The organism is Cupriavidus sp. U2 (assembly GCF_009663685.2).
Lineage (GTDB): Bacteria > Pseudomonadota > Gammaproteobacteria > Burkholderiales > Burkholderiaceae > Cupriavidus > Cupriavidus necator_C.
The window spans coordinates 241,511-266,832 of the sequence record NZ_RCOG02000001.1 but is presented as its reverse complement, the minus strand read 5'-3'; the positions used below and the strand labels follow the sequence as shown (position 1 = coordinate 266,832).

The following is a 25,322-nucleotide window of genomic DNA, read 5'->3' as shown; positions in this document are numbered from 1 at the left end:
TGCGCGCGCGTCGGCCCGACCCCGGGAATGCTGGTTTTCCCGAGCAGATGGGCAGTTTCAGGCGCGTCCCCCCGTGAACCGAAAGCCCTATGCTGCCGTCCGGCGGCGCGGCCGATACGGCCCGCCACGACCAGCCTTACGAGAAACCAACGGATGAAAGCCTCGCATTTCTTCATTTCCACCCTCAAGGAAGCCCCCGCCGACGCGGAAATCGTGTCGCACAAACTGATGATGCGGGCCGGCATGATCAAGAAGCTGGGCGCCGGGATCTACAGCTACATGCCGGTGGGCCTGCGGGTGATCCGCAAGGTGGAGAACATCGTTCGCGAGGAAATGAACCGCGCCGGGGCCGTGGAACTGCTGATGCCGGTGGTCCAGCCGGCCGAGCTGTGGCAGGAAACCGGCCGGTGGGACAAGATGGGCCCCGAGCTGCTGCGCCTGAAAGACCGCCACGAGCGCGACTTCGCCATGCAGCCGACGTCGGAAGAGGTCGTCACCGACATCGCCCGGGGCGAAATCCGCAGCTACAAGCAGCTGCCGGTGAACTTCTATCAGATTCAGACCAAGTTCCGCGACGAGCGCCGTCCGCGCTTCGGTATCATGCGCGGCCGCGAATTCACGATGAAGGACGCCTATTCGTTCGACCGTGACGTCGAGGGCCTGAAGGTCTCGTACCAGAAGATGTACGACGCCTACCAGCGCATTTTCACGCGTTTCGGCCTGGAATTCCGCGCCGTGGCGGCCGATAACGGCGCCATCGGCGGCTCCGGCTCGCACGAATTCCACGTGATCGCCGACACCGGCGAAGACGCCATCGTCTACTGCCCCACGTCGGATTACGCCGCCAACATGGAAGCCGCCGAGGCGCTGCCGCTCACGGCCCAGCGCGCCGCGCCGGCCGAGGCCCTGGCCAAAACGTCCACGCCGGGCAAGGCCAAGTGCGAGCACGTGGCCGAATTCCTGGGCATGCCGCTGGACCGCACGGTCAAGTCCATCGTGCTGGCCACCGATGGCGATGCCGGCGCGCAGATCTGGCTGCTGCTGGTCCGTGGCGACCACGAACTGAACGAGGTCAAGGCGTCGAAGGTGCCGGGCCTGGCCGAATTCCGATTTGCCACCGAGACCGAGATTGTCGATGCGTTCGGCTCGCCCCCGGGCTATCTGGGCCCGATCGGCACGAAGAAGCCCGTCAAGGTGGTGGCTGACCGCACCGTGGCCAACATGGCCGATTTCTGCTGCGGCGCCAACGAGCGCGACTACCACTACACCGGCGTGAACTGGGGCCGCGACCTGCCCGAGCCGGTGGTGGCAGACCTGCGCAACGTGGTGGCCGGCGACGCGTCGCCGGACGGCAAGGGCACGCTGGAAATCTGCCGCGGCATCGAGGTGGGCCACGTTTTCATGCTGGGCACCCGCTATTCGGAGTCGATGAATGCCGTGTTCCTGGACGAAACCGGCAAGAACCAGCCGATGCAGATGGGCTGCTATGGCATTGGCGTCACCCGGATCCTGGGCGCCGCCATCGAGCAGAACTATGACGAGCGCGGCATCATCTGGCCGGCGTCGATTGCCCCGTTCGCGGTGGTGGTGTGCCCGGTCGGCTATGACCGCAACGAAGCCGTGAAGGCCGAGGCCGACCGCATCCATGCCGAACTGCTGGCAGCCGGCGTGGACGTGATCCTGGACGACCGTGGCGAGCGCCCTGGCGTGATGTTTGCCGACTGGGAACTGATCGGCGTGCCGCATCGCGTGGTGGTGGGCGACCGTGGCCTCAAGGAAGGCAAGGTCGAATACCAGGGCCGCCGCGACGCGCAGGCGACCCCCGTAGCCGTGACCGACGTGGTGGCGCACGTGCGCCACCTGCTGGCCAGCTAAGCGACAGTCGACGTCATGCGCGCCGCAGGCCTGCCGATATCCCGCCGCTGGGCTGCCGCCCTGGCCGGCGGCGTGTTATGTGCCGCATTGTCCACGGCAGCCCAGGCCGGCGCACAGAAGGAAGAGGCGCTGGCCGATTCCGTGCGGGGCGCGCTGGCGGCGGCAATTGCCGATAACCGGCCGGTGCGGCCGACGTTCGCGTCGGGCGGCGAGAAGCTAGGCTATCTGAAATGGCTGGGCGAGATGTCGCGCCGGCTGGAATCGAAGCTGCCCGACCCGCAGACGCGGGTCGAACTGATCGAGACCGTCTATTACGAGGCCAAGCGCGCCGGGCTGGAGCCGTCGCTGGTGCTGGGCCTGGTGCAGGTGGAAAGCGGCTTCCGCAAGTACGCCATCAGTTCGGCCGATGCGCGCGGGCTGATGCAGGTGATGCCGTTCTGGGTGCGCTCGATCGGCGACGGTGACACCCGCAAGCTGTTCCACCTGCAGAGCAACCTGCGTTACGGGTGCACCATCCTGCGCCACTATCTGGATCGCGAGAACGGCGACCTGTTCCTGGCGCTGGGCCGGTACAACGGCAGCCGTGGCCGTCCCGAGTATCCGAATGCGGTGCTCGGGGCCTGGAAACGCTGGCAGTATTCCGAGGCCACGGTCACGATTGCCGGCGACCCGGACGGCGCGACCCCGGCGGCCACGGCGCCGGCACGCCGCACGCTGCCGCCCGAATCGCCCGCGCGCAACCCGTTCTCGCCCCAGCGGCTGGCCAATCCGTCATGACACGTGAGTCCCGCGCAGGGTATTGCGCTACGTCTCCCGAACTCGAACTATGGCTGGCACGCCATATCGAACAGGGCTTCGATGCCGAATCGCTGGTGCTGTCGATGCTGCGGTCCGGCTACGACGCCACGTTTGCCCGCGATACCGTCAATGGCGCGCTGGGCCATCGCGCGCCCGCCAGGCAGGTGCCGGCGCCCGCGCCGGGGGTGACGCGCGCGGCGGTGCAGCCTGCGAGGACCGCGGCCACACCGGCAACCACGTCGGCAGAATCGGACATGCCGGCCGCCGGCCGCAATGCGTTCCGCCACGAAGGGCGCGAGGTGCCTATCCTGTTCGCGCTGGAGGCGCCGCGCATCCTGCTGTTGCAAAATTTGCTCGACGGTACCGAGTGTGATGCGTTGATCACGCTGGCGCGCGACCGCCTGCAGCGTTCGCCCGTGGTCAATCCCGATACCGGCGACGAAAACCTGATCGACGCCCGCACCAGCATGGGGGCGATGTTCCAGGTGGGCGAGCATGCGCTGATCCAGCGGATCGAGGCGCGCATTGCCGCCATCACCGGCTTGCCGGTCGAACATGGCGAGGGTTTGCAAATCCTCAACTACAAGCCCGGCGGCGAGTATCAGCCGCATTTCGATTTCTTCAACCCGCAGCGCCCCGGCGAAGCGCGCCAGTTGCGCGTGGGCGGGCAGCGCGTGGCCACACTGGTGATCTACCTGAACAGCCCGCCGGCCGGTGGCGCCACCGCGTTTCCGCGTCTTGGGCTGGAAGTGGCGCCGGTCAAGGGCAACGCGGTGTTATTCCACTACAAGCAGCCCGACGGCACGCTCGACGACCGTACGCTGCATGCCGGCCTGCCCGTGGAATCGGGCGAAAAGTGGATCGCCACCAAATGGCTGCGCGAGCAACCGTATCGCAGCCGGGGCTGAGCCGCTTCTGGTTCGACCCGGCGCTGCAGGTGGTCGAAAGCCGGCGCGCCTGCGATAGCCGGGCCGCCTATCTGCCGCACACGCATCCCACGCTGTCGGTGGGCGCCGTCGATGGTGGCGCCAGTGTCTTCAGTCATGATTCGCGCGGTGCGCGCCACGACAACCTGCTGGCCCCGGGCGCAGTGGTGTGGGTGCCCGCCGGCTGCGTGCATGCCTGCAACCCGGTGCCCGACGGGCGCTGGAGCTACCAGATGATCCACGTCGATGCGGCATGGGCCGATGGGGTGCTCGACGAAGCGGGCCGGGCCCGGGTGCGCCGGGTGCACGTCAGCGCCGATGCCGCGCCCTACGCACTGGTCTGCGCGCTGAACGCCACGCTGTTTTCGGACGCCGACCTGATGGAAAAGGAGGCGGCACTGGTGGCGTTCGTGGGAGACATGCAAGGCTGGCTCGGGCAGCATCGCCTGCGGCACGGCGTGCCCGACGATGGCCCGCCAGCCGATGGCCGGCTCGATCGCGTCACCGCGCTGCTGCACGACCGCCATGGCGACGCCCTGCCGCTGGCCGAACTGGCCGCGGTGGCGGGCATGAGCCGCTACCAGTTGATCCGCCATTTCCGGGCCCGGTTCGGCATGACGCCACATGCGTTCCAGCTCGACATCCGCATTCAGCACGCGCGCCGGCTGCTGCGTCGCGGCGATGCCCCGGCCGACGTGGCCCAGCAGCTCGGGTTTGCCGACCAGAGCCACTTCCATCGCGCGTTCCGCCAGCGCGTGGCACTGACGCCGCGCGCGTACCAGCGGGCCGGTTAGCCGGCAAGCGGCCTTTCAGGCGACCTGCGGTCTTTCCGCGCGCCCGCGCAATTTTCTTCAATCCTTGCCGCGCCGATCCAGCCAGACTGCCGCCTTTGCAGGTGCATACCGGCTGGGAGGCAAGGATGGCATTCGATCAGGCATCGTGGCAGCAGTTTGCGATGGTGGCCGGCGCGCACGGGTTGGCGCTGCTGAGTCCGGGGCCCGATTTTTTTCTGGTGGTGCGTGCGTCGATGGTCGATGGCGTGCGCAGCGCCACCGGCGTATGCCTGGGCATCGCGCTGGGCAACAGCGTCTATATTGCGCTGGCGCTCGCCGGTCTGGCCGCCACGGCTGGCATGCATGGCCTGTTCGGCGCGCTGCAGTGGGCCGGCTGCGCCTATCTGGCATGGATGGGATGGAAATTCCTGCGCTCGCGTGGCGCCGTGCGGCTGCCGTCCGGCGCTGCCGATGCCACCGATGCCCGGGGGGCAGCGGGCGGAATGACCGGGCCCGCCTATCTGGCGCAGGTCGGCACAGGGTTTCTGTCGGCAGTCCTCAATCCGAAGAACGGACTGTTCTACGCCAGCCTGTTCGCGGTGCTGGCGGGGCAGTCTACGCCGCTGGCCACGCAGGCGGCCTATGGTGTGTGGATGTTCGGGGCGGTCCTGCTGTGGGACCTCGCCGTGGCGGCCGCCGTGCGCCACCCGGCCGTGATGCGGCGCTTTGTCCGGTCGGTGCGCACCGTGGAGCGGGCGACCGGGGTCGTGCTGTGGGGCATGGCCGTGGCGGTCGCGATCCACGCCGCCGGACGGTAGCCCATGGGCTTGACCGATGCCGTACCGGCGGCTTTCGCCTCAACTGTATCGGTACTGTACTGAGCAGTGTCCTTAGACTGAGCGCCTGTTTCGATTTTCTGGAGCGCCGTCATGGCTCTGACCCTGCCCCCCGAATTTGCCGCCAGTACCGGCGCGTTGATGGCCTACAGCGCCTTCGTGCTGGTTTCGTCGATCACCCCTGGCCCGAACAACACGATGCTGCTGGCTTCGGGTGTGAACTTCGGCCTGCGCCGTACCGTGCCGCACCTGCTCGGCATCTGTATCGGCATGGTGGTCATGATGGTCATCGTGGGGTTGGGCCTGGGCTCGGTGTTCACGGCGATTCCGTGGACGTGGAGCGTGCTGCGCGTCGCCGCTACCGCCTACCTGGTCTGGCTGGCGTGGAAGCTGGCCACGGCGGGCGGGCTGCAGGACCGCGAGGTGGCGCAGCCGATGACCTTCCTGCGCGCGGCGGCATTCCAGTGGGTGAATCCGAAAGCCTGGGTGATGGCGGTGGGCGCGTGCAGCGCCTATGTGCTGCATCCCAACCTGTGGACCAACGCGGCCCTGATGGCGGTGCTGTGCGGGGTGGTGAACCTGCCCAGCATCACGACGTGGGCGGTCTTCGGCGCGGCATTGCGCCGCTGGCTCGCAAATCCGCGCGTGCTGCGCGTATTCAATGTGACGATGGCGATACTTTTACTGGCTTCGCTGTGGCCCATCCTGGGCGCCCACCCGCACGGGGCGTAGCGCCAGGACGGCGACCCGTGCGGTTCAGACCAGGGCGCGGATGGCGCCGAGGTTGCGCCAGTAGCCCTTGACGTCCATGCCACAGCCGAACACGTAGCGGTCTGGCACCTGGAAGCCGCAGAAGTCGGGGTGCATCGGCTTGAGCTTGGTCAGCGTCTTTTCGCACAGCACCGCGGCGTGGAATTCCTTGGCGCCCATGTCCATGATGCGCTGGCGGATGGCCGCCATGGTCTCGCCTTCGTCGAGGATGTCGTCGAGCACCAGCACCACGCGATCCTTGACCGATTCGCGCGGCGCCACGCGCCATTGCATCTCGCCGCCCACCGTCTTGTTGTTGTAGCGCGACAGATGGATGTAGTCGAATTCCAGCGGGAACTGCAGCTTGGGCAGCAGCATGCCCGTGAACACCACGGCGCCGCCCATCACGGACAGCACCAGCGGGAAGTCGTTGCCCATCTTGTCGGTAATCTCGCTGGCCATGCGGTCCAGCGAGTCCTGCACCTCCTGGGCGCTGACGATTTCCTCGGAGCTGGCCCAGAGTTCGCGGGCCTGATCGGCGGTCATCATGATCGGTGTCCTGTTACTTGTCTTTTGCGGGAATCAGGGTAGGGGACGGGTCAGCGGTTGAAGAGGCCCTTCATGCCGCCCTTCATGGCACCCATCTGGCGCATCATCTTCATCATGCCGCCGCCCTTGAGCTTCTTCATCATGCCCTGCATCTGGTCGAACTGGTTCAGCAGGCGGTTCACTTCCTGCACCGGCACGCCGGCGCCCGCCGCGATGCGACGCTTGCGGCTGGCCTTGATCAGTTCCGGCTTGGCGCGTTCGGCGGCGGTCATGCTGTTGATGATGCCCTCCATGCGGCGCACCTGCTTTTCGGCCTGGTCCATGTTGGCGCCCTGCGCCTGCTGCGCAAACTGGGCCGGCAACTTGTCGACCAGGCTGCCCAGGCCGCCCATCTTCTTCATCTGGCCGATCTGTGCCTTGAAGTCTTCCAGGTCGAAGCCGCCCGTCTTCTTGATCTTCTTGGCCAGCTTCTCGGCCGCTTCCATGTCCACGCCGCGCTGGGCTTCCTCCACCAGCGCGAGGATGTCGCCCATGCCCAGAATGCGCTGGGCCATGCGGTCAGGATAGAACGGCTCCAGGCCGTCGAGCTTTTCGGCCACGCCGACGAACTTGATCGGCCGGCCGGTGATGTGACGTACGGACAACGCGGCACCGCCCCGGGCGTCGCCGTCCAGCTTGGTCAGCACCACGCCGGTCAGCGGCAGGGCGTCGTTGAACGCCTTGGCCGTGTTCACGGCGTCCTGGCCCAGCATGGCGTCGACCACGAACAGCGTCTCGGCGGGCTTCAGTTCGGCGTGCAGGGCGGCGATTTCCTGCATCATCGCCTCGTCGATACCAAGCCGGCCGGCCGTATCGACGATCAGCACGTCGTGGTAGTGCTTGCGGGCCCAGTCCAGCGCCGCACGGGCGATGTCCACCGGCTTCTGGTCGGGCTGCGACGGGAAGAAGTCCGCGCCCACCTGTTCGGACACGGTCTTGAGCTGCGCGATGGCGGCGGGGCGATACACGTCGCACGACACCGTCAGCACTTTCTTTTTCTTGTTTTCCTTGAGCCACTTGGCCAGCTTGCCGGATGTCGTGGTCTTGCCCGCACCCTGCAGGCCGGCCATCAGGATCACGGCGGGCGGCTGGACGTTCAGGTTCAGCTCGGTAATCTTCGGGTCGGCAATGGCGTCGTCACCGCCGATGATCGCGGTCAGCTCGCGCTGCACCACGCCAACCAGGGCCTGTCCTGGCGTCAGGCTGGTGACCACGTCCTCGCCAAGCGCCTTTTCCTTGACGCGGGCGATGAAGTCACGCACGACCGGCAGCGCCACGTCGGCTTCGAGCATGGCAAGGCGCACTTCGCGCAGCATCTCGGCGGTGTTGGCCTCGGTCAGTCGGGCCTCGCCGCGCATGGTCTTGACGACCCGCGCCAGGCGTTGTGTGAGGTTATCCAGCATGGCAGAAAAGGGGAGGAAATCGGCTTGAATGCGGGGCGCAGCCGGCTCGGGGCAAGAGGGTGTGGCGGGAATCCCATCGCCAGAACCACCCGTGATGGCACTAAGGTAAACTGCGCAAATGGCCATTGTACTGTATGCCTTGACGGCAATTCTCTACTGCGGCCTGGCCTTTCACGGCTGGGCGACGCGCAACCCGCAACTGGCGGCAGCCGGCGGGGCGACGGTCGGGCCATCCGGGCGTCCCGGCGGCGGCGCCACGGCCGTGCTGATGCCATCGCCCACGCCCAACGGCGGGCGCATCGACGGCCAGCCGGCCTGGTGGCATGGGCTGGTGCTGGCCGCGCTGGTCAGCCACGGCGTGCTGCTGCACGAAACCATCTTCCCGGCCGACCACATGATGTTCGGCTTCGCCTTCGCGCTGTCGGCCATGCTCTGGCTGGGCGTGGGTATCTACTGGATCGAAAGCTTCTTCTTCTCGCTGGCCGGGCTGGGGCTGATCGTGTTCCCGGTGGCGATGCTGGCCAGCCTGATGCCGCTCGCGTTTCCGGGGGCGCAGATCCTGGGCTACGCGGCGCGGCCGCTGTTCAAGCTGCATTTCGTGATCGCCAACGTGGCCTACGGGCTGTTCACGCTGGCTGCCTTTCACGCCTTCCTGATGCTGCTCGCCGAGCGCCGCCTGCATGGCTTTACCCGCCCGACGGCGGGCGAGGCGGCGTCCGGGCAGTGGCTGGGCCGCTGGCTCGACCTGCTGCCGCCGCTGCTGACACTCGAAAAACTGCTGTTCCGCCTGATCGCGGCCGGCTTCGTGCTGCTGACGCTGACCATCGCGTCGGGCTTCCTGTTCTCGGAGCAGCTGTTCGCCCGCGCATTCCGGGTGGATCACAAGACCGTCTTCGCGATCATCTCCTGGCTGATGTTCGGCGGCATCCTGATCGGCCGGCACTTCCGTGGCTGGCGCGGCCGCACGGCGCTGCGCTGGGTCATCGCGTCGTTCGGCATCCTGCTGCTGGCCTATGTGGGCAGCCGCTTCGTGATCGAAGTGGTGCTGCACCGGATCACCTGACCGGACCCATCGTCCTTTCTCCAGGCCAACCCGTTCCTGTATTTCCGATCCATGGCAAGAATCTTCATCCTGCTGGCTGTCGTGCTGGGCGTCCTCTGGTGGCTGCGCCAGCGTGCCAGCGCACGCCGGGCATCCGGCGCGGCACGGCGCGATGCCGCCGCGGGGCGCGAACCGGCGAGCCCGGAGGCCGCTCAGCCGATGGTGCAATGCGCGCAATGCGGCGTGCACCTGCCGCGCACTGACGCCATTGCCTGGCAGGGGCAGCACTACTGCCGCCGCAGCCATCTGCCCGATTCGGCCGGCGAGGGCGGGGCATGAAGCGGCGGGCGTCGGTCTGGTCCCGGTTGAGCGGCTGGCATACGCTGTCCGATCTCTGGCGCCAGCCCGAGCCGCCCGACTTCCACTGGCGCCTGCTGCGCTACTTCTGCTGGACCCGCGCCACCGTGGCCGTGCTGCTGCTGGGCTACGCCTGGCTGCCGCTGGAGCGTGGCGGTGCCGGCGTGGCCGTGGCGGACCTGGCCGCAAGTGCGCGCACGGCCGCCGCGATTCCCGTGGTGGTGCCGTACCTGTGCATCGGGCTGGCCACGCTGCTGGGCACGTTATGGCGGCGCCATTTCCATGTGCGGGTGCGCGCGCAGGTCATCGTCGACCTGGCGCTGCTGGCTGCCATCTATATGGTGCTGGGCCGCAGCGGCAATCACGGCGAAGGGCTGGCGATGATTTTCCTGCTGCCCGCGCTGGAGGCCGGGGCGCTGACCAGCCTGATGTTCGCGCTGCTGACCGCTGCGGTGTCGGCCATGCTGGTGATGGCCAATCCGTTCGTCCAGACGCTGCTGGTGCGCCAGGCCGACGCCAACCTGCTGGGCTCCGGCCTGTTCGGGCTGGTGTTCATGATCGCCGCGCTGCTGATGTACATGCTGGCGAACCGCCAGCTCGCGCAGGAACAGCTGGCCCTGGCGCGCGAGCAGGAACTGCGCATGCAGCAGCTGGTGAACCGGCTGATGGTGAACGACATGCAGGACGGCGTGATGCTGGTGCGCGCCCACGGCGCGGTGGTGGCCGCCAACCCGGCGGCGTTCGTGCTGCTGGGCGTGCAGCCGCACGAGCGGGTCAGGCAGGGCCAGGTGCGCGCGGGCGAGCGCGACAACGTGCTGTTCGACCTGCGCCGCATCCCGCGCCTGCAGCCGTTGATGGAGATGCTGCGCGACTGGATCCAGCGCAAGGACGACGTGCCGCGCATCCTGCAGCTGCTGCCGCTGCCGTCGCGCCCGACGGCCAGCCGGACGCCGATGCTGCACACCCGGCTGCGCCTGCGCTTCGTGCTGCCGGGCCTGGCCGGGCTGCGGGCCACGCTGAACGGTGTGTCGTCGCTGGGGGGCGATACCACGGGCCTGCACGACATGTCCGCCGAAGGCGCGGCACGGCTGCGGCTGGCGATTGCCCAGAACGAGGCCATGGCCTGGAGCCCGGAAGACGAGACGCTGCTGCGCAGCGAAATGCGCGACACGGTGCTGGTCCATATCGAAAGCTGGGAGCGGATCGCCGAGCAGGTGCAGCAGGAAAAACTGGCGGCCATGGGCCGGCTGGTGGCCAGCGTGGCCCACCAGATCCGCAATCCGCTGGCCGCCATCAGCCAGGCCAACGAGCTGCTGGCCGATTCGGGCGGCGGCGAGGGTTCCGCCATCGATGCCCGGCTGCTGCGCATCATCAGCGACAACGTGCGCCGGCTGGACCAGGTGGTGTCCGACGTGCTGCAGTTGTCGCGCCGCCCCAAGGCCGGCCATAGCGCGGTGGATCTGGGGCAGGCGCTGCCCGAGATCGTCGACCGCTGGCGGCTGGAGATGCGCTCGCGCGCCGGCGCCCGCGCCGAGGTCAATCCCAATGCGGTGCGCGTGGCCGTGGACCTGCAGGGGCCGGTGATCTTCGATGCCTCGCAGCTGCAACAGGTGCTGGGCAACCTGCTCGACAACGCCTGGCGCTATTGCAGCCGGCTGCCGGGATCGATCCGGCTGCTGGCCCACGCGCTGGACCAGCACCACGCCGAACTGATCGTCTGGAACGATGGGGCCGAAGTCACGCGCGAGCAGCAGCGCAGCCTGTTCGAGCCGTTCTTCACCAGCAATCCGCAGGGTACCGGGCTGGGCCTGTTCATGGCGCGCGAACTCTGCGGGGCGAACGACGCCCAGGTGCGTTACGGGGCGATCGTGCTCGACGCGTTGCTGGATCGCACCGGCATGCTGGCGGGCGGGGCTCGCGATACACTGCCGGCCAAGGCATTCGTGCTGACGATGCGCATCGAGACCCCCGACGTGGTCGATGCGGCCATCGCCGGCTAGTTCGCATCGCCACAACAACAACCGGACATCCCTTCGTCATGCCACCCAGACCGCCCGCCCCCGCCCCGATTCTCGTCATCGACGACGAGGCCGACCTGCGCGAGCTGCTGGACATTTCGCTGCGCCGCATGGGCCATGACGTGGTGATGGCCGGTTCGCTGGCCGAGGCGCGCCTGCGCCTGGCCGAGCGCCGCTACAGCCTGGTGCTGACCGACATGCGCCTGGGCGACGGGCTGGGTATCGACATCGTGCGCCAGCTGTCGGCGTCGCCCGAGCGGACGCCGGTGGCGGTGATCACGGCCTATGGCAGCGCCGACAACGCCGTGGATGCGCTGAAGGCGGGCGCATTCGACTACATCGCCAAGCCGGTCTCGCTGGAACAACTGCGCACGCTGATCCTGAACGCGCTGGGGCGGCAGCACCGCGCGCCAGCCGATGGCGTCAGCCCGGCGGAGTCGTCGGAACTGGCCGACCGCGCGGCGCAGCTGCTGCCCGGCGTGTCCGCGGCCGTCAGCGAGGTGCGGCGTTCGCTGTCGCGGCTGGCGCGCAGCATGGCGCCCGTGGTGATCAGCGGAGAGTCCGGCAGCGGCAAGGAGCGCGCCGCGCGCGCCATCCACGCCATCAGCGCCCGGTCGGCGCACCCGTTCGTGGCCGTGAACTGTGGCGCGATTCCCGAAACGCTGATGGAGTCGGAATTCTTCGGCTATGTGAAGGGCGCCTTCACGGGCGCCGACGCCGAGCGCGGGGGCTTCTTCCAGGCCGCCCATGGCGGCACGCTGATGCTGGACGAGGTGGCCGACCTGCCGCTGGCCATGCAGGTCAAGCTGCTGCGCGCGCTGCAGGAACGCCGCGTGCGCAAGATCGGCGCCAGCAAGGAAGACAGCGTGGACGTGCGCGTGATGTGCGCCAGCCACAAGGATCTGGCCGCGATGGTGGCGGCCGGCCTGTTCCGGCAGGACTTGTACTACCGGCTCAACGTGCTGGAACTGCGCATGCCGACGCTGCGCGAGCGCAGCGAGGACGTGCCCGTGCTGGCGCATGCCATCCTGGAGCACCTGGCCACGCGTTATGGCGATGCCCATCCCAAACGGCTGTCGCGCGCCGCGCTGGAGCGCCTGGCGGCGTATCCGTTCCCGGGCAACGTGCGGGAACTGGAAAACCTGCTGGAGCGCGCCTACGCGTTTGCGGAGACCGACGAGATCGCCGTGGCCGATCTGGGGCCGCTCGACGCCGGCATGGAGCGCGCCAGCCTGTTGCAGGCGGGCATGCCGCCGATGCCTGCCGTCGCGCCCGTGCCGGCGCCGGTCGGCTATCACGCGTGGGGCAGTTCGACGACCTGGCCGGCCACCGGCGCAGCGCCATCGATGGGCGGTCTTTCCGAACGGGCGCCCGAACCCGGCGTGGATGCTGGCGAAGCCGGGCAGGGCGGCGACGGTGCGGTGACCGACCCGCTGGGCGCGGCGCTGGCCGACATCGAATTCCCGATCGACCTGCCCGCGCGGCTGGAAGCCGTGGAGCGCGCGATGATCCTGCGAGCGCTGCGCCAGACCGGCTTCAACCGCACGGCTGCCGCGCCGCTGCTGGGCCTGAACTTCCGCCAGCTGCGCTACCGCATCCAGCAACTGGGCATTCGCGACGAACGCGATGGCCGGGATGGCCGCGACCCCGCCGACGATGGCGAACCGCTGGCCGAGGGCGAGGGGCGCGATGTCTGACGCGGCTGCCGGCGCCCGCGCATTCAGGCCCGACGCGCAAGGCTGGGTGCCCGCCGCCCGCCGCGTGCCGTCGCCGAATTTCGACGCCCGGCCCGACGGCGTGCCGCTGGACGTGGTGGTCATCCACAACATCAGCCTGCCGCCCGGCCAGTTCGGCACCGGTGACATCGAGGCGTTCTTCCAGAACCGGCTCGATGCGTCGCGCCATCCGTTCTTCGAGACCATCCGCGACGTGCGCGTGTCGGCCCACTTCCTGATCGCCCGCGACGGCGAACTGGTGCAGTTCGTGGCATGCACGCAGCGCGCGTGGCATGCGGGGCAATCCGAATACTGCGGACGGCCACGCTGCAACGACTTCTCGATCGGCATCGAGATCGAGGGCGCCGACGACCAGCCATTCACGCTGGCCCAGTACGACACCGCCGCCGCGCTGGTGGCCGGGCTGCGTGCCGCGTACGCGATCCAGGGCGTGGCGGGGCACAGCGACATTGCCCCTGGGCGCAAGACCGATCCGGGGCCGCATTTCGACTGGGACCGGTTCGCCAGGCTGGCGGGCCTGCCTGCCGCGCTGCTGCCCTATCGCCCGCAATCGGGGAATCGATAGACCGACAGGGTCGGCCATATCGGCACGGCCGGGCGAATCTGTGTAGGGATAATCACTGTGTTGCACAAACGCCGCAAACTCCCGGTGGCGTCAAAACGGGGAATGTGGCGCCGGCAAAACCTCACGCACCGTAGGGTGTCATCGCGCTGAAAAATCACGATGCAGTTGCGTGTACGCCGCTTCATTTCGGCGCAAGGGCGGCTACAATCGCGTCCCCGGCGGTCGCGGGCGCGCCCCATCCTGGGTCACCTATCGGTGATCCATTCCCATTAAAAAATTTTCGGAATTTTGTGCGCCACCGAACGTGACGCCGCCAAGCCTTGAGGCAGCGCGCTTTGCGGGAATGTGGCGCCGCCGCACCGGCCAGCCAAGACCCCAGACCGCGCTTGTCAAGACTGGTCATGTGGTCTCTTTTCACTATACTTAGGCCCAGTTTTGAACAGCACCACAACATCTAGTGGTGCTACCGGGGAATCGGCCGGCAGGTGCAGCAATCGTCGCAGCAAGATACGCGATCCACTGCACAAGGATTGGCGGGCCGGAGCAGTACCGAAAGTCCCTAGCAAAGTGTCCGCACAAGCAGTTTGGTTCGCATCTGGCATCGCCTGAATCAAGTGACTTATATAGCGCATTTTGCTAGGGACTTTGTCGTCTCAGTACAAGAACAGAAGTATTCATTTCAGGGTTAATACCGGAGTTACCTCATGCAAACGGCCCAAAACGAACAACAAACCACCGGCGTGACTGGCGCAACCGGCATCGGTGGCGCAGCAGCCGGTAGCTCGCAGCAGAGCCCTGCCGCTGCAGGTGTGTCGTACCAGGACTACAAGCTGATCCGCCGCAACGGCGCCGTGGTGGCGTTCGAGCCGAACAAGATTGCCGTGGCCGTGACCAAGGCCTTCCTGGCCGTCAACGGAGGCCAGGGCGCGGCATCGGCCCGCGTGCGCGAGCTGGTGGAACAACTGACGCAGTCCGTGGTGCGCGCGCTGGTGCGCAGCCGTCCGAATGGCGGCACCTTCCATATCGAGGACGTGCAGGATCACGTGGAACTGGCGCTGATGCGCTCGGGCGAGCATGAGGTGGCCCGTGCCTATGTGCTGTACCGCGAAAAGCGCACGCAGGAGCGCGCCCAGGCCAACGCGCAGGCCGTGGCCCGCGTGCAGGAATCGGGTGCGTCGTTCAACGTGACGGACAACGGCGTCACGCGTCCGCTGGACCTGGCGGCGCTGCACGCGCTGATCGACAACGCCTGCAGCGGCCTGGGCAATGCCGTCAGCGCCGAGCCGATCCTGAAGGAAACGCTCAAGAACCTGTACGACGGCGTGCCGATGACGCAGGTCTACGACTCGGCCATCCTGGCCGCGCGTACGCTGATCGAGAAGGACCCGGCCTACAGCCAGGTGACCGCCCGCATCCTGCTGCACACGATCCGCAAGGAAATCCTGGGCGCCGAAGTGACCCAGGCCGAAATGTCGACGAAGTACGCCGAGTACTTCCCGAAGTTCATCGCCCGCGGCATCGAAGCCGAACTGCTGGACGAAAAGCTGGCCACGTACGACCTGGCCCGCCTGGGTGCCGCGCTGGACGCCTCGCGCGACTTCCAGTTCAACTACCTGGGCCTGCAGACGCTGTACGACCGCTACTTCCTGCACGTGGACGAAGTGCGCATCGAAATGCCGCAGGCATTCTTCATGCGCGTGGCCATGGGCCTGGCGCTGGAAGAAAAGGATCGCGAAGCCCGCGCCATCGAGTTCTACCAGCTGCTGTCGTCGTTCGACTTCATGTCGTCCACGCCGACGCTGTTCAACTCGGGCACGCGCCGCTCGCAGCTGTCGTCGTGCTACCTGACCACGGTGTCGGACGACCTGGAAGGCATCTACGAAGCCCTGAAGGAAAACGCGCTGCTGTCGAAGTTCGCCGGCGGCCTGGGCAACGACTGGACCAACGTGCGCGCGCTGGGCTCGCACATCAAGGGCACCAACGGCAAGTCGCAGGGCGTGGTGCCGTTCCTGAAGGTGGTCAACGACACGGCCGTGGCCGTGAACCAGGGCGGCAAGCGCAAGGGCGCGGTCTGCGCCTACCTGGAAACGTGGCACCTGGACATCGAGGAATTCCTGGAACTGCGCAAGAACACCGGCGATGACCGCCGCCGCACGCACGACATGAACACGGCCAACTGGATTCCGGACCTGTTCATGAAGCGCGTGATGGAGAACGGCGAATGGACGCTGTTCTCGCCGGCCACCTGCCCGGACCTGCACGACAAGGTCGGCAAGGCCTTCGAGCAGGCTTACCTGGGCTACGAAGCCAAGGCTGCCAACGGCGAACTGAAGCTGTTCAAGAAAGTGCCGGCCATGCAGCTGTGGCGCAAGATGCTGGGCATGCTGTTCGAGACCGGCCATCCGTGGATCACGTTCAAGGACCCGTGCAACATCCGTAGCCCGCAGCAGCACGTGGGTGTGGTGCATAGCTCGAACCTGTGCACGGAAATCACGCTGAACACGAACGAAAGCGAAATCGCCGTGTGCAACCTGGGTTCGGTGAACCTGGTGGCCCACCTGAAGCAGCAGGCCGACGGCACGCACGTGCTGGACCACGCCAAGCTGCAGAAGACGATCCGCACCGCGATGCGCATGCTCGACAACGTGATCGACATCAACTACTACGCGGTGGACAAGGCGCGCAATTCGAACCTGCGCCACCGTCCGGTGGGCATGGGCATCATGGGCTTCCAGGACTGCCTGCACGTGCTGCGCACGCCGTACGCCAGCGACGCCGCGGTGAAGTTCGCCGATACGTCGATGGAAGCGGTCTGCTACTACGCCTATCAGGCTTCGACCGAACTGGCCGAAGAGCGCGGCCGCTACAGCACCTATGAGGGTTCGCTGTGGGATCGCGGCATCCTGCCGCAGGACTCGCTGAAGCTGCTGGCCGAAGAGCGCGGCGGCTACCTGGACGTGGACCTGTCGTCGACGATGGACTGGGACAGCCTGCGCGCCCGCATCAAGCAGCACGGCATGCGCAATTCGAACTGCATCGCGATCGCCCCGACCGCCACCATTTCGAACATCATCGGCGTGTCCGCCTGCATCGAGCCGACGTTCCAGAACCTGTACGTGAAGTCGAACCTGTCGGGCGAATTCACGGTGGTGAACGACTACCTGGTGCGCGACCTGAAGGACCGCGGCCTGTGGGACGAAGTGATGGTTGCCGACCTGAAGTACTTCGACGGTTCGCTGGCCCGCATCGACCGCATCCCGCAAGACCTGCGCGACATCTACGCCACGGCCTTCGAAGTGGAGCCGACCTGGCTGGTGGAGGCCGCAAGCCGCCGCCAGAAGTGGATCGACCAGGCCCAGTCGCTGAACATCTACATGGCCGGCGCATCGGGCAAGAAGCTGGACGACACGTACAAGCTGGCCTGGCTGCGTGGCCTGAAGACCACGTACTACCTGCGCACGATGGCCGCCACGCACGTGGAGAAGTCCACCGTGACGCGCGGCTCGCTGAACGCGGTGTCGTCGGGCGCGGACGGCCAGTCGGCCATCGACGCCGCCGCCGCTGCGGCCCCGGCCATGCCGGAAGCCGAAGGCGCGGTCTGCACGATGCGTCCGGGCGACCCCGGCTTTGAAGAGTGCGAGGCCTGCCAGTAACGTCATACCAACCCCCTCGGGTTTCTCCCCTCTCCCGCATGCGGGAGAGGGGCCGGGGGAGAGGGCCGGCGCATCCTGACCCGGATGCGTGATGCTGGCCACCAGCCGCCCCTAATCGAATCATCGGAGAACACAACATGCTGAGCTGGGACGACGACGTTCAAGCCACGCCGCAAGCTGCGCCGCAGCCTGCCCTGCAACCCGCCGCGCCGTCCGCCACGCCCGACCAGCAAGGCGTGCTGCCGCCGGCCGCCACCGCGCCGACGGGCATCCTCGGCAACAACCCGAACGCCGCCGCCGCGCAAAGCACGCGCCGCGTGAACGCCGCCGACAAGCGCGTGATCAACGGCGCCACGGACGTGAACCAGCTGGTGCCGTTCAAGTACAAGTGGGCCTGGGAAAAGTACCTGGCCGGCTGCGCCAACCACTGGATGCCGCAGGAAATCAACATGTCGCGCGACATCGCCCTGTGGAAGGACCCGAACGGTCTGACCGAGGACGAGCGCCGCATCATCAAGCGCAACCTGGGCTTCTTCGTGACGGCCGACTCGCTGGCCGCCAACAACATCGTGCTGGGCACCTACCGCCAGATCACGGCGCCGGAATGCCGCCAGTACCTGCTGCGCCAGGCCTTCGAAGAGGCGATCCACACGCACGCGTACCAGTACATCGTGGAATCGCTGGGCCTGAACGAGGCCGAGATCTTCAACGCGTACCATGAAGTGCAGTCGATCCGCGACAAGGACGAGTTCCTGATCCCGTTCATCGACACGCTGACCGATCCGTCGTTCAAGACCGGCACGCCGGAGAACGACCAGAAGCTGCTGAAGAGCCTGATCGTCTTCGCCTGCATCATGGAAGGCCTGTTCTTCTACGTGGGCTTCACGCAGATCCTGGCCATGGGCCGCCAGAACAAGATGACCGGCGCCGCCGAGCAGTACCAGTACATCCTGCGCGACGAATCGCTGCACTGCAACTTCGGCATCGACCTGATCAACCAGATCAAGCTCGAGAACCCGCACCTGTGGACGCCCGAGTTCAAGGCCGAGATCACCGAACTGTTCAAGAAGGCCGTGGATCTGGAATACCGCTACGCAGAGGACACCATGCCGCGCGGCGTGCTGGGTCTGAACGCGCCGATGTTCAAGGGCTACCTGCGCTACATCTGCAACCGCCGCTGCCAGCAGATCGGCCTGGACCAGCTGTTCCCGAACGAGGAAAACCCGTTCCCGTGGATGAGCGAGATGATCGACCTGAAGAAGGAACGCAACTTCTTCGAAACGCGCGTGATCGAGTACCAGACCGGCGGCGCGTTGTCGTGGGACTGACCGGTTGAAGGGTCGGCTGCACAGCGGTAACGACATGCATTGAACAGTCCACGCAGCCAGGACGGGTGAGGAGCGGCCATCGGGTGAGAACCCGGTGGCCGTTTTTCTTGGTCGAGCGCCGCGCGATAACGGCCCGGGAAAACCATGCGTTCGTACAGTTTTTGGCCTGCGGTAGATCGGTGCATGGAAAACTTGCAGTACGACGAGTTTTTATTGCAAGACGGGAGAATCGGGCTAAAATCTATGCGAGCGACGAGTTTTCCTCGTTTCGTTCGGTAAAATTCGAGAAACCTTGCGGACGAACAGTTTTGTCGGACATTTGACATGAAGCACCACCTCCGCCATTCAGCCGACGTGGGAGGCATCATTCGCGCCGCCCGTAAGGCGCAAGGCTTGCGGCAAGACGATGCTGCCGGCAGCATCGGCGTCAGCGAGTCCTTTATGGTCAAGGCCGAACGGGGTGCCGACACCGTGCAGTGGGGCAAACTCTTCCAGATTCTGGATGGGCTGGGCGTCCGTATCACTGTCGACATTCCCGATGCAAGTCCGGAACTGCTGCGTGATCAGCTGGAAAAGGCAACCCGCCGGTCCGACTCGTTCCAGCGGCGCACCACCGAGCGTGTGGATGCCACGCGGGATGCGAAGTCCGGCCAGATATCGACGGACAGTGCGCGACACAAGCGGGGTGAGGAATGAGCGGGCGCAAATTGCTGGCGTCGATCGACAATGCAGTTGTCGGTACGCTGCACGAAGACCGCAATCTATGGGCATTCGAATATGCGGACACCTGGCTCGCCGATGCATCCCGCTTCGCGTTGAGTCCGCATTTGCCATTGCAGACGGGCTCACAGGTCGATGGCGCAACCACTCGCACTGTGCAGTGGTACTTCGATAACCTCTTGCCGGAAGAGGGCGCGCGGGCCTTGCTGGCCCGCGATGCCGGCCTGAGAGACATCCACGATGCCTTTGCGTTGCTCGCGTTCTACGGGCGCGAGTCCGCGGGTTCTGTCACGCTGCGCAGGCTCGATGATGTACCGGTTGCAGACGAACTGCTGCGATCGCTGACAGACGTGGAGCTCGATCAGCGCATACGCGCGCTCCCGCGTGTGCCGTTGACGCACGATGCCCCCAAAAAGATGTCGCTCGCCGGCGCGCAGCATAAGCTTGCCGTGGTCCTGCAGGACGGCCAGATATTCGAGCCCGCCGGGCAGGCCATCTCAACCTGCATCCTGAAACCCGACAATTTCCAAACCGACAGCTACCCATGCTCGGTGATCAACGAGTGGTTTGTTATGCAGCTTGCCCGGCGTGTCGGGCTGGAGGTACCGCATGTCGAGCGCCGCTACGTGCCGGCCCCGGTGTACCTGATTGCTCGGTTCGACCGCGTGCTCCGCAACGGTATCACCACTCGGCTGCATGCCATCGATGGCTGTCAGATGCTCAACCTGGCGCCGACGATGAAATATTCGGCCTGGTCGCTGGAATCGCTACTGGCACTCGCCAACGCATGCCGTGCGCCGGCTGTTGCACGGCTAAGGATCTACCGATGGCTACTGTTTTGCATACTGGTCGGCAACGGCGATTCGCACCTCAAGAACCTGAGTTTCCTTGTGGATCGCGACGGCATTTCCCTGGCGCCACACTACGATCTCTTATGCGATAGCGTTTACGAAACGCGCGCCTACAATCCCAAGGAGCGGTGGCCCGATCTGGTCGAGTTCACGAGTCCGGTCCTGGGAGTGCAACGCTATGCCGGTTTCACGCGTGCGCTGCTGTTGGAGGCTGGCCAAGTGCTTGGGCTGACTCGCCAGACCGCCACCCGGCAACTGGACGATATGCTTCGACTGATACCAGCGCACGCTGACGCCCTGTTCGCCGAGACCGTCGACCAGAACCATGCGATGGCGGATGCCCGCCCCGAACTTCGCGCGACATTTGCTGGCGAAATCCGCCTGCTCAGGACGATCCGGCATGTCGTGATCGAAGAAACCGTGTCCCGTTTCGCTGCCTGATAGGGGCTGGCGGCGAACGGAACACGGCCCATGAAACCGCCTCAGTCCGCCGTCGCCCCCGACCGTTTCACCACAGCCGACCACTTCCTGATCTCGCTGTCGACGAACTTGCCGGTCTCGGCCGGCGTCATCGGCATGGGCTCCGAGCCGCGGTCGGTGATGAACTTGTGCAGGTCGGGCGACTGCAGCGCCTTCACCGTCTCCGCGTTGAGCTGGGTGACGATGGCCGGCGGGGTGCCGGCGGGCGCCATCATCACGGCCCAGCCCAGCGCCTCGAACCCCGGCACGCCCTGTTCGCGCACGGTGGGCACCGATGGCAACTGGGGCACCCGCCTGGCCGTGGTCACCGCCAGCGGCAGCGCCTTGTTGGTCTGGATCAACGGCATGGCGGCGGTGACCGAGTCCACCATCAGCGGAATCTGGTTGCCCAGGAAGTCAGCCTGGGCCGGGCCGCTGCCCTTGTACGGGATATGGACGATAAAGGTGCCGGTCTGCGCCTTGAGCATCTCGGCGGACAGGTGCTGCGTGCCGCCGATGCCCGCGCTGGCATAGCTGTATTTGCCCGGCGCGGCCTTGGCCTTGGCAATCAGGTCGCGCAGCGACGTGAACCCCGATTGCGGCGTGGCCAGGAACACCAGCGGCACCGAGAACACGCCCGTCACCGGCGCAAAGTCCTGGCGCGGATCGTAATTGAGCTTCTTGTACAGCGTCTGGTTGATGGCCATGGCGCTGCCGGCCATCACGATCGTGTAGCCGTCGGCCGGGGCCTTGGCGGCCACTTCCATGCCGATGTTGCCGCCGGCGCCGGCGCGGTTTTCCACGATCACCGGCTGGCCAAGCTGCTTGCCGAGTTTTTCGGCCAGCGCGCGGGCGAAGATGTCGGTGGCCTGCCCGGGCGGGAACGGCACGATGAGCTTGATGGGGCGGTCTGGCCAGGCGGCGTGGGCCGTGCCGGCAGCGGCCAGCAGCAGCGCGGCCAGCGTACGGGCCGCAAAAGCGGGGCTGGCAAAGGGGCGCAACGACTTCAAGGGGGTCTCCTCAGCGGGTTTGGATGGCGATGACGTCTTGGTCCGTGGCGTCTTTTTGCGCTTTTGACCAGATTCTACGCGTGCTTCGCTTTCAGAATCGCCTCAAAGACGCTGGGCAAATGGCCGCATACGATCGTTCGCGGATCTCAACCAAGGAGAACGACACGATGCGAGCCGTAGTAGTGCAACAGCTGGGCGAAGTCCCGCGCTTTACCGAATTCCGCGATCCCGAGCCGCGCGCCGGCGAAGTCATGGTGCGCGTCTGCGCGGCGGTGATCCGGCCGGCGGACCTGGCCATCGCGCGCGGGCACCATGCCTGCATGCCGCTGGAATTGCCCTATGTCTGCGGGCGAGACGGCGTTGGCTACCTGGTCGACGGGCGGCGCGTCTATTTTCGCGCGGGCCGCAGTCCGTTTGGTGCGATGGCGGAGTTCGTACCGGCGCAATGGGTGGTGCCGATCCCCGACCCGGTGGCCTCCGCGGACGCCGCCGCATTGGTCGGGCCGGCGCTGGCGGCGTGGCTGCCGCTGGCGGCGCGTGCGGACCTGGCGCCGGGGGAGACGGTGCTGATCCTGGGGGCAGCCGGGCTGGCGGGGCGCCTGGCCATGCAGGCGGCACGGCTGCAGGGCGCCGGGCGTGTCATCGTGGCGGCACACCGGATCGACCTGCAGACCATGCCCGGCGCCGATGCGCAGATCGACCTCGGCCAGGCGCCAAGTCTGCTGCAGCATGCGTTTGCCACCCATGCCGCCGACGGCATCGACGTCGTGCTCGATTTTGTCTGGGGCGAGACGCTGGAGCTGCTGCTGTCGGCGCTGGTCCAGGCCGATGGCGTGTCGGCCCTGCCGGCCGACCACGCCACGCGTGTGGTGTCCGTGGTCGATCGCCGGGCGGCCAGCGTCATGCTGGCGCCGATGGCCCTGCGCGACTCACGCGCGGTGCTGATGGGATGCGGCGCCGCCAGCCATCCGCCGGCCGAAGACCTGCGCTTCCTGGTGGAGGATGTCCTGGGCTGCATGCACGCCGGCTACCTGTCGATCGATCCGCCCGGGCAGGTGCCGATGAGCGAAGTGGCGTCCGCCTGGCGCCAGGCGGGCGAGCCCGGCCAGCGCGTGGTGCTGACGCTGGACTGAACAGGCTGCTCCCACCCCGGCCCGGCGAATATACCGACCGGGGCGGGGCGTGGGGACGGTCAGCGGAACGGGGCTCAGGCGGCCTTGCGCTGGTCAGCCGGCATCGCGCCTTCGGCCTTGCGCTCGCCGCCGAGCGCGTCGGTCAGGTCGGCCAGCATGCCCGCGAGTTCGCCGGCCATCAGCGCGAAATCGGCGTCAAAGCGTTCGTTTTCGTCGTGGAGCGTGGCGTCGGCCTGTTCCTTGATCACGTCGAGCGGATTCACGCGCTTGACCGCCAGCGCGTCGGTCAGCACGAACGACACGCGGTCGTTCCAGGTCATGGCCAGCCGCGTGCAGCGCTTGCCGGCTTCGATATGACGCCGCAGGTCCTCGGGGTCGAGGGGGTGACGCACGTAGCGCACGGTGGCCTTGGTCTCGCTGCTCGATTGCAGTTCGATTTCCTGATCGACCGTGAAACCGGCCGGGGCGGTGTCGGTGGCCAGCCACTCGGTCATGGCGGCAACCGGCGACAGGTTGACCTGCAGGCCCACCACGGGCAGCGGGTCGATGGCCTTGAACAGCATGCCGCGCACTTCGTCGGCCTTGGCCGTGCCGGCTGCGTCGATGGCCAGCCAGCCGTTGACGGGGTCGATCCATACGCGCGTGTCGCGGCGGATGCTGAAGGCGCGCGGCAGCAGTTCCTCGGTGACCTGCTCCTTCAGTTCCTTCAGCTGCTTGCGGCCCGGCTTGAAGCCTTGCTGCTCCTCGATCTCGGCGGCGCGTGCCTTGGTCACCTGATTGACTACCGTGGCGGGCAGCAGCTTCTTTTCGGTGCGCAGGACCAGCAGCATCTGCTTGTTGACGCAATGCACAAGCTGGTCGTTGTCGCGCGGCGACGCCCAGCCCTGGGTCTGCATTTCCAGGCTGGTGCCCGGATAGAACGCATGTTTGGCCAGGCAGGCCTCAACATCTTCTGCACTCAGCGTCCACGGGGCGGAGAAACGATGAATCTGGAGATTCTTGAACCACATGAGAATTCGGCCTCGCGTGCGGGTTGGAAAATTGGCAAGGGACGAATTCTAACGGCTTGGCGCGGGGGTGAAACGAAGAAAAGCGGCGCCCATGTTACGGAATGCAAGTGTTCCGCAACGTGGGCGCCGTGTGGTACGCAACGGATGAGCGCCGGGCGGGCGCCGCACCCGCCTGTCAGATATTGAGCTTCGAGATCTTGGTGCCTTCCAGACTCAGGCCGGCCATCAGGCCTGCGTTGGTCATGGCAAAGCCGATGATCGGCTGCTGGGCGGTGTTGGTGTCGATCTGGCCATTGGCACCGATCGTGGCCAGCGCCACCGTGGCGTCGGCGCCAACCTGCCAGCCGCTGCTGCGCACGAACTTGTCGTAGGCGTCCTGGGTCATGAACATCAGGATGAAGGCCTTGGACTGCGCGCCGATCTGCCAGCCGACCGAGCCCGAAATGGCCCGGTAGTAGCCGCGGTCCGCACCGCCGGAACGGAGCACGCCGTCGCCGTACTCGCCGCCGACGATAAAGCCCGCCGACAGCAGTTTCGGGAAGATCAGGATGCCCTTGGCCTTGGCGCCCAGATCCCGCGCGCCGTTGGTCGTGGAATAGAGGCGGTTCAGCGTGTCAGTGGCGCCCGTGTCGATCTCGCGGCGTTTGGACGCCGCGTCGCCTGAGTCTTTGGGGCCTGTGAAGCTGCATCCTGCAAGCGACAGGGCGCCCACGGACAGACCGGTGAGGCCGACAATCCCGGCACTGCCGGCGGACAGGAAGGTTCGACGTTTCATTATTTCCTCCAGGAGGGTTCATGTGTTGCAACCGCCTCTAAAGCATAGGCTGGCAAGGCACATCCGCAAATGCGATTTTGTCTGACACGGAGGGGACAGGCCTCTGACATGACTTGGTCATACTTTCTTGCAAATCGGCGGAACTTCTTCCGGAACCGGGCAGATAACATACCGGTCTGTCGAGCATCTATCCGCCAACCGCTCCCATACCCATGTCATTCCAGAAGTCCAACGTCCAGCCCGATTCCCGTCTGTCGAACCTCCATGCTGCAGTGCAGCGCCCGCGTGGATGGCGGCGTGCCGGCGCGCTGGCCATGCCCCTGGCGGCACTGCTGCTGGCTGCCTGTGCGTCCCAGCCGGCGGTCGAAACGGCCGAAGCCAAGCAGGAATCGGCCCAGATGAACGCCGGCTGGCAGGCCGAGCGCGCCAAATATATGGATTGCGTGCAGGACCGCGCCACCGACGGCGCCAAGGGCAAGGGCACCTCGAAGGAGGTGGCTGCCGGCGCGATCGACGCGTGCAAGGGCCAGCTGAAGGTCATGCACGATGCCTTCCAGTCCTACCTGTCGGCGCAGATGAGCAGCGCGCACGGCCAGACCAGCGCCCGCCAGGCCGCCGAGCGCGTGACCACGGACACCCGCGAGAAAGCCCGCACCTATCTGACCCGCTACGTGGAAGTGGAACGCTACAAGGCAGGCCAGCACTGAGCGCGGATT

The 25,322-nt window shown here is 66.5% G+C and carries 22 protein-coding genes; 17 read left to right on the top strand and 5 right to left on the bottom strand.

Features of this window, described 5'->3' with window-relative positions:
* Positions 1–153: 153 nt before the first annotated feature.
* From D9X30_RS01240 to D9X30_RS01215, 6 genes are all read left to right on the top strand, one after another.
* Positions 154–1,875: a proline--tRNA ligase gene (locus D9X30_RS01240; RefSeq protein WP_153947212.1), complete on the top strand. Its 1,722-nt coding sequence runs from the start codon at positions 154–156 to the stop codon at positions 1,873–1,875.
* 15 nt (positions 1,876–1,890) lie between these two features.
* Complete coding sequence (locus D9X30_RS01235) at positions 1,891–2,652, top strand: lytic transglycosylase domain-containing protein (RefSeq protein ID WP_153947213.1); 762 nt, start codon at positions 1,891–1,893, stop codon at positions 2,650–2,652.
* Positions 2,649–3,581 carry a 2OG-Fe(II) oxygenase gene (locus D9X30_RS01230; protein WP_153947214.1) on the top strand — a complete coding sequence of 311 codons (933 nt, stop codon included), beginning with the start codon at positions 2,649–2,651 and terminating at the stop codon, positions 3,579–3,581. The genes D9X30_RS01235 and D9X30_RS01230 overlap by 4 nt, the downstream gene beginning before the upstream one ends.
* Positions 3,545–4,393, top strand: a complete 849-nt coding sequence (locus D9X30_RS01225) for a helix-turn-helix transcriptional regulator (protein WP_153947215.1) — start codon at positions 3,545–3,547, stop codon at positions 4,391–4,393. The genes D9X30_RS01230 and D9X30_RS01225 overlap by 37 nt, the downstream gene beginning before the upstream one ends.
* Positions 4,394–4,518: 125 nt before the next feature.
* Positions 4,519–5,190 (top strand): LysE family translocator, encoded by a 672-nt coding sequence (locus D9X30_RS01220; RefSeq protein WP_153947216.1) that lies wholly within the window; start codon positions 4,519–4,521, stop codon positions 5,188–5,190.
* Between the two features lie 111 nt (positions 5,191–5,301).
* Positions 5,302–5,940, top strand: a complete 639-nt coding sequence (locus tag D9X30_RS01215) for a LysE family translocator (protein WP_153947217.1) — start codon at positions 5,302–5,304, stop codon at positions 5,938–5,940.
* Positions 5,941–5,964: 24 nt separating this feature from the next.
* On the opposite strand, the gene D9X30_RS01210 is transcribed toward D9X30_RS01215, so the two are convergent.
* Positions 5,965–6,507 (bottom strand): hypoxanthine-guanine phosphoribosyltransferase, encoded by a 543-nt coding sequence (locus D9X30_RS01210; protein WP_153947218.1) that lies wholly within the window; start codon positions 6,505–6,507, stop codon positions 5,965–5,967.
* 50 nt (positions 6,508–6,557) lie between these two features.
* Positions 6,558–7,949, bottom strand: coding sequence for a signal recognition particle protein (ffh, locus tag D9X30_RS01205; protein WP_153947219.1), 1,392 nt, complete (start codon positions 7,947–7,949; stop codon positions 6,558–6,560).
* Positions 7,950–8,067: 118 nt separating this feature from the next.
* Here ffh and D9X30_RS01200 point away from each other — a divergent pair, with 118 nt between their 5' ends.
* The 9 genes from D9X30_RS01200 to D9X30_RS01160 all read left to right on the top strand — a co-directional run bounded on the left by D9X30_RS01200 (position 8,068) and on the right by D9X30_RS01160 (position 20,660).
* Positions 8,068–9,012 (top strand): cytochrome C assembly family protein, encoded by a 945-nt coding sequence (locus tag D9X30_RS01200; RefSeq protein WP_153947220.1) that lies wholly within the window; start codon positions 8,068–8,070, stop codon positions 9,010–9,012.
* A 51-nt stretch (positions 9,013–9,063) separates the two neighbouring features.
* A complete protein-coding gene (locus D9X30_RS01195; RefSeq protein ID WP_153947221.1) occupies positions 9,064–9,330 on the top strand; it encodes a PP0621 family protein in 267 nt (88 codons plus the stop codon).
* Positions 9,327–11,348 (top strand): sensor histidine kinase, encoded by a 2,022-nt coding sequence (locus D9X30_RS01190; protein ID WP_153947222.1) that lies wholly within the window; start codon positions 9,327–9,329, stop codon positions 11,346–11,348. The genes D9X30_RS01195 and D9X30_RS01190 overlap by 4 nt, the downstream gene beginning before the upstream one ends.
* A gap of 38 nt (positions 11,349–11,386) precedes the next feature.
* A complete protein-coding gene (locus D9X30_RS01185) occupies positions 11,387–13,063 on the top strand; it encodes a sigma-54-dependent transcriptional regulator (protein WP_153947223.1) in 1,677 nt (558 codons plus the stop codon).
* Positions 13,056–13,667: a 1,6-anhydro-N-acetylmuramyl-L-alanine amidase AmpD gene (ampD, locus tag D9X30_RS01180; RefSeq protein WP_153947224.1), complete on the top strand. Its 612-nt coding sequence runs from the start codon at positions 13,056–13,058 to the stop codon at positions 13,665–13,667. Before D9X30_RS01185 ends, ampD begins: the two co-directional genes overlap by 8 nt.
* A 704-nt stretch (positions 13,668–14,371) precedes the next feature.
* Positions 14,372–17,320, top strand: coding sequence for a ribonucleoside-diphosphate reductase subunit alpha (locus D9X30_RS01175; RefSeq protein ID WP_153947225.1), 2,949 nt, complete (start codon positions 14,372–14,374; stop codon positions 17,318–17,320).
* Positions 17,321–17,457: 137 nt separating this feature from the next.
* On the top strand, positions 17,458–18,648 hold the full coding sequence (locus D9X30_RS01170) for a ribonucleotide-diphosphate reductase subunit beta (RefSeq protein ID WP_153947226.1): 1,191 nt from the start codon (positions 17,458–17,460) through the stop codon (positions 18,646–18,648).
* A gap of 324 nt (positions 18,649–18,972) precedes the next feature.
* Complete coding sequence (locus D9X30_RS01165) at positions 18,973–19,344, top strand: helix-turn-helix domain-containing protein (RefSeq protein WP_153947227.1); 372 nt, start codon at positions 18,973–18,975, stop codon at positions 19,342–19,344.
* Positions 19,341–20,660: a HipA domain-containing protein gene (locus D9X30_RS01160; RefSeq protein WP_153947228.1), complete on the top strand. Its 1,320-nt coding sequence runs from the start codon at positions 19,341–19,343 to the stop codon at positions 20,658–20,660. The genes D9X30_RS01165 and D9X30_RS01160 overlap by 4 nt, the downstream gene beginning before the upstream one ends.
* 41 nt (positions 20,661–20,701) lie before the next feature.
* Here D9X30_RS01160 and D9X30_RS01155 read toward each other — a convergent pair whose 3' ends face one another.
* Positions 20,702–21,688 carry a tripartite tricarboxylate transporter substrate binding protein gene (locus tag D9X30_RS01155; protein WP_488773551.1) on the bottom strand — a complete coding sequence of 329 codons (987 nt, stop codon included), beginning with the start codon at positions 21,686–21,688 and terminating at the stop codon, positions 20,702–20,704.
* A 167-nt stretch (positions 21,689–21,855) separates the two neighbouring features.
* Here D9X30_RS01155 and D9X30_RS01150 point away from each other — a divergent pair, with 167 nt between their 5' ends.
* Positions 21,856–22,821 carry an MDR/zinc-dependent alcohol dehydrogenase-like family protein gene (locus tag D9X30_RS01150; protein WP_153947229.1) on the top strand — a complete coding sequence of 322 codons (966 nt, stop codon included), beginning with the start codon at positions 21,856–21,858 and terminating at the stop codon, positions 22,819–22,821.
* 74 nt (positions 22,822–22,895) lie between these two features.
* Here D9X30_RS01150 and D9X30_RS01145 read toward each other — a convergent pair whose 3' ends face one another.
* Both D9X30_RS01145 and D9X30_RS01140 read right to left on the bottom strand, forming a co-directional pair.
* Entirely contained in the window at positions 22,896–23,831 is a 936-nt protein-coding gene (locus D9X30_RS01145) for a recombination-associated protein RdgC (protein ID WP_092601323.1), read from the bottom strand.
* A 175-nt stretch (positions 23,832–24,006) separates the two neighbouring features.
* A complete protein-coding gene (locus D9X30_RS01140; RefSeq protein WP_153947230.1) occupies positions 24,007–24,606 on the bottom strand; it encodes a BPSL1445 family SYLF domain-containing lipoprotein in 600 nt (199 codons plus the stop codon).
* 212 nt (positions 24,607–24,818) lie between these two features.
* Here D9X30_RS01140 and D9X30_RS01135 point away from each other — a divergent pair, with 212 nt between their 5' ends.
* Positions 24,819–25,313 (top strand): hypothetical protein, encoded by a 495-nt coding sequence (locus D9X30_RS01135; protein WP_349632216.1) that lies wholly within the window; start codon positions 24,819–24,821, stop codon positions 25,311–25,313.
* Positions 25,314–25,322: the final 9 nt, after the last annotated feature.

Coding starts and splice junctions, on each gene's coding strand:
- D9X30_RS01160 (WP_153947228.1), top strand. CDS start 19,341: ATGAGCGGGCGCAAATTGCTGGCGTCGATCGACAATGCAGTTGTCGGT.
- D9X30_RS01235 (WP_153947213.1), top strand. CDS start 1,891: ATGCGCGCCGCAGGCCTGCCGATATCCCGCCGCTGGGCTGCCGCCCTG.
- D9X30_RS01170 (WP_153947226.1), top strand. CDS start 17,458: ATGCTGAGCTGGGACGACGACGTTCAAGCCACGCCGCAAGCTGCGCCG.
- D9X30_RS01230 (WP_153947214.1), top strand. CDS start 2,649: ATGACACGTGAGTCCCGCGCAGGGTATTGCGCTACGTCTCCCGAACTC.
- D9X30_RS01165 (WP_153947227.1), top strand. CDS start 18,973: ATGAAGCACCACCTCCGCCATTCAGCCGACGTGGGAGGCATCATTCGC.
- D9X30_RS01210 (WP_153947218.1), bottom strand. CDS start 6,507: ATGATGACCGCCGATCAGGCCCGCGAACTCTGGGCCAGCTCCGAGGAA.
- ffh (WP_153947219.1), bottom strand. CDS start 7,949: ATGCTGGATAACCTCACACAACGCCTGGCGCGGGTCGTCAAGACCATG.
- D9X30_RS01135 (WP_349632216.1), top strand. CDS start 24,819: ATGTCATTCCAGAAGTCCAACGTCCAGCCCGATTCCCGTCTGTCGAAC.
- ampD (WP_153947224.1), top strand. CDS start 13,056: ATGTCTGACGCGGCTGCCGGCGCCCGCGCATTCAGGCCCGACGCGCAA.
- D9X30_RS01190 (WP_153947222.1), top strand. CDS start 9,327: ATGAAGCGGCGGGCGTCGGTCTGGTCCCGGTTGAGCGGCTGGCATACG.
- D9X30_RS01220 (WP_153947216.1), top strand. CDS start 4,519: ATGGCATTCGATCAGGCATCGTGGCAGCAGTTTGCGATGGTGGCCGGC.
- D9X30_RS01215 (WP_153947217.1), top strand. CDS start 5,302: ATGGCTCTGACCCTGCCCCCCGAATTTGCCGCCAGTACCGGCGCGTTG.
- D9X30_RS01150 (WP_153947229.1), top strand. CDS start 21,856: ATGCGAGCCGTAGTAGTGCAACAGCTGGGCGAAGTCCCGCGCTTTACC.
- D9X30_RS01140 (WP_153947230.1), bottom strand. CDS start 24,606: ATGAAACGTCGAACCTTCCTGTCCGCCGGCAGTGCCGGGATTGTCGGC.
- D9X30_RS01200 (WP_153947220.1), top strand. CDS start 8,068: ATGGCCATTGTACTGTATGCCTTGACGGCAATTCTCTACTGCGGCCTG.
- D9X30_RS01225 (WP_153947215.1), top strand. CDS start 3,545: ATGGCTGCGCGAGCAACCGTATCGCAGCCGGGGCTGAGCCGCTTCTGG.
- D9X30_RS01240 (WP_153947212.1), top strand. CDS start 154: ATGAAAGCCTCGCATTTCTTCATTTCCACCCTCAAGGAAGCCCCCGCC.
- D9X30_RS01145 (WP_092601323.1), bottom strand. CDS start 23,831: ATGTGGTTCAAGAATCTCCAGATTCATCGTTTCTCCGCCCCGTGGACG.
- D9X30_RS01195 (WP_153947221.1), top strand. CDS start 9,064: ATGGCAAGAATCTTCATCCTGCTGGCTGTCGTGCTGGGCGTCCTCTGG.
- D9X30_RS01185 (WP_153947223.1), top strand. CDS start 11,387: ATGCCACCCAGACCGCCCGCCCCCGCCCCGATTCTCGTCATCGACGAC.
- D9X30_RS01175 (WP_153947225.1), top strand. CDS start 14,372: ATGCAAACGGCCCAAAACGAACAACAAACCACCGGCGTGACTGGCGCA.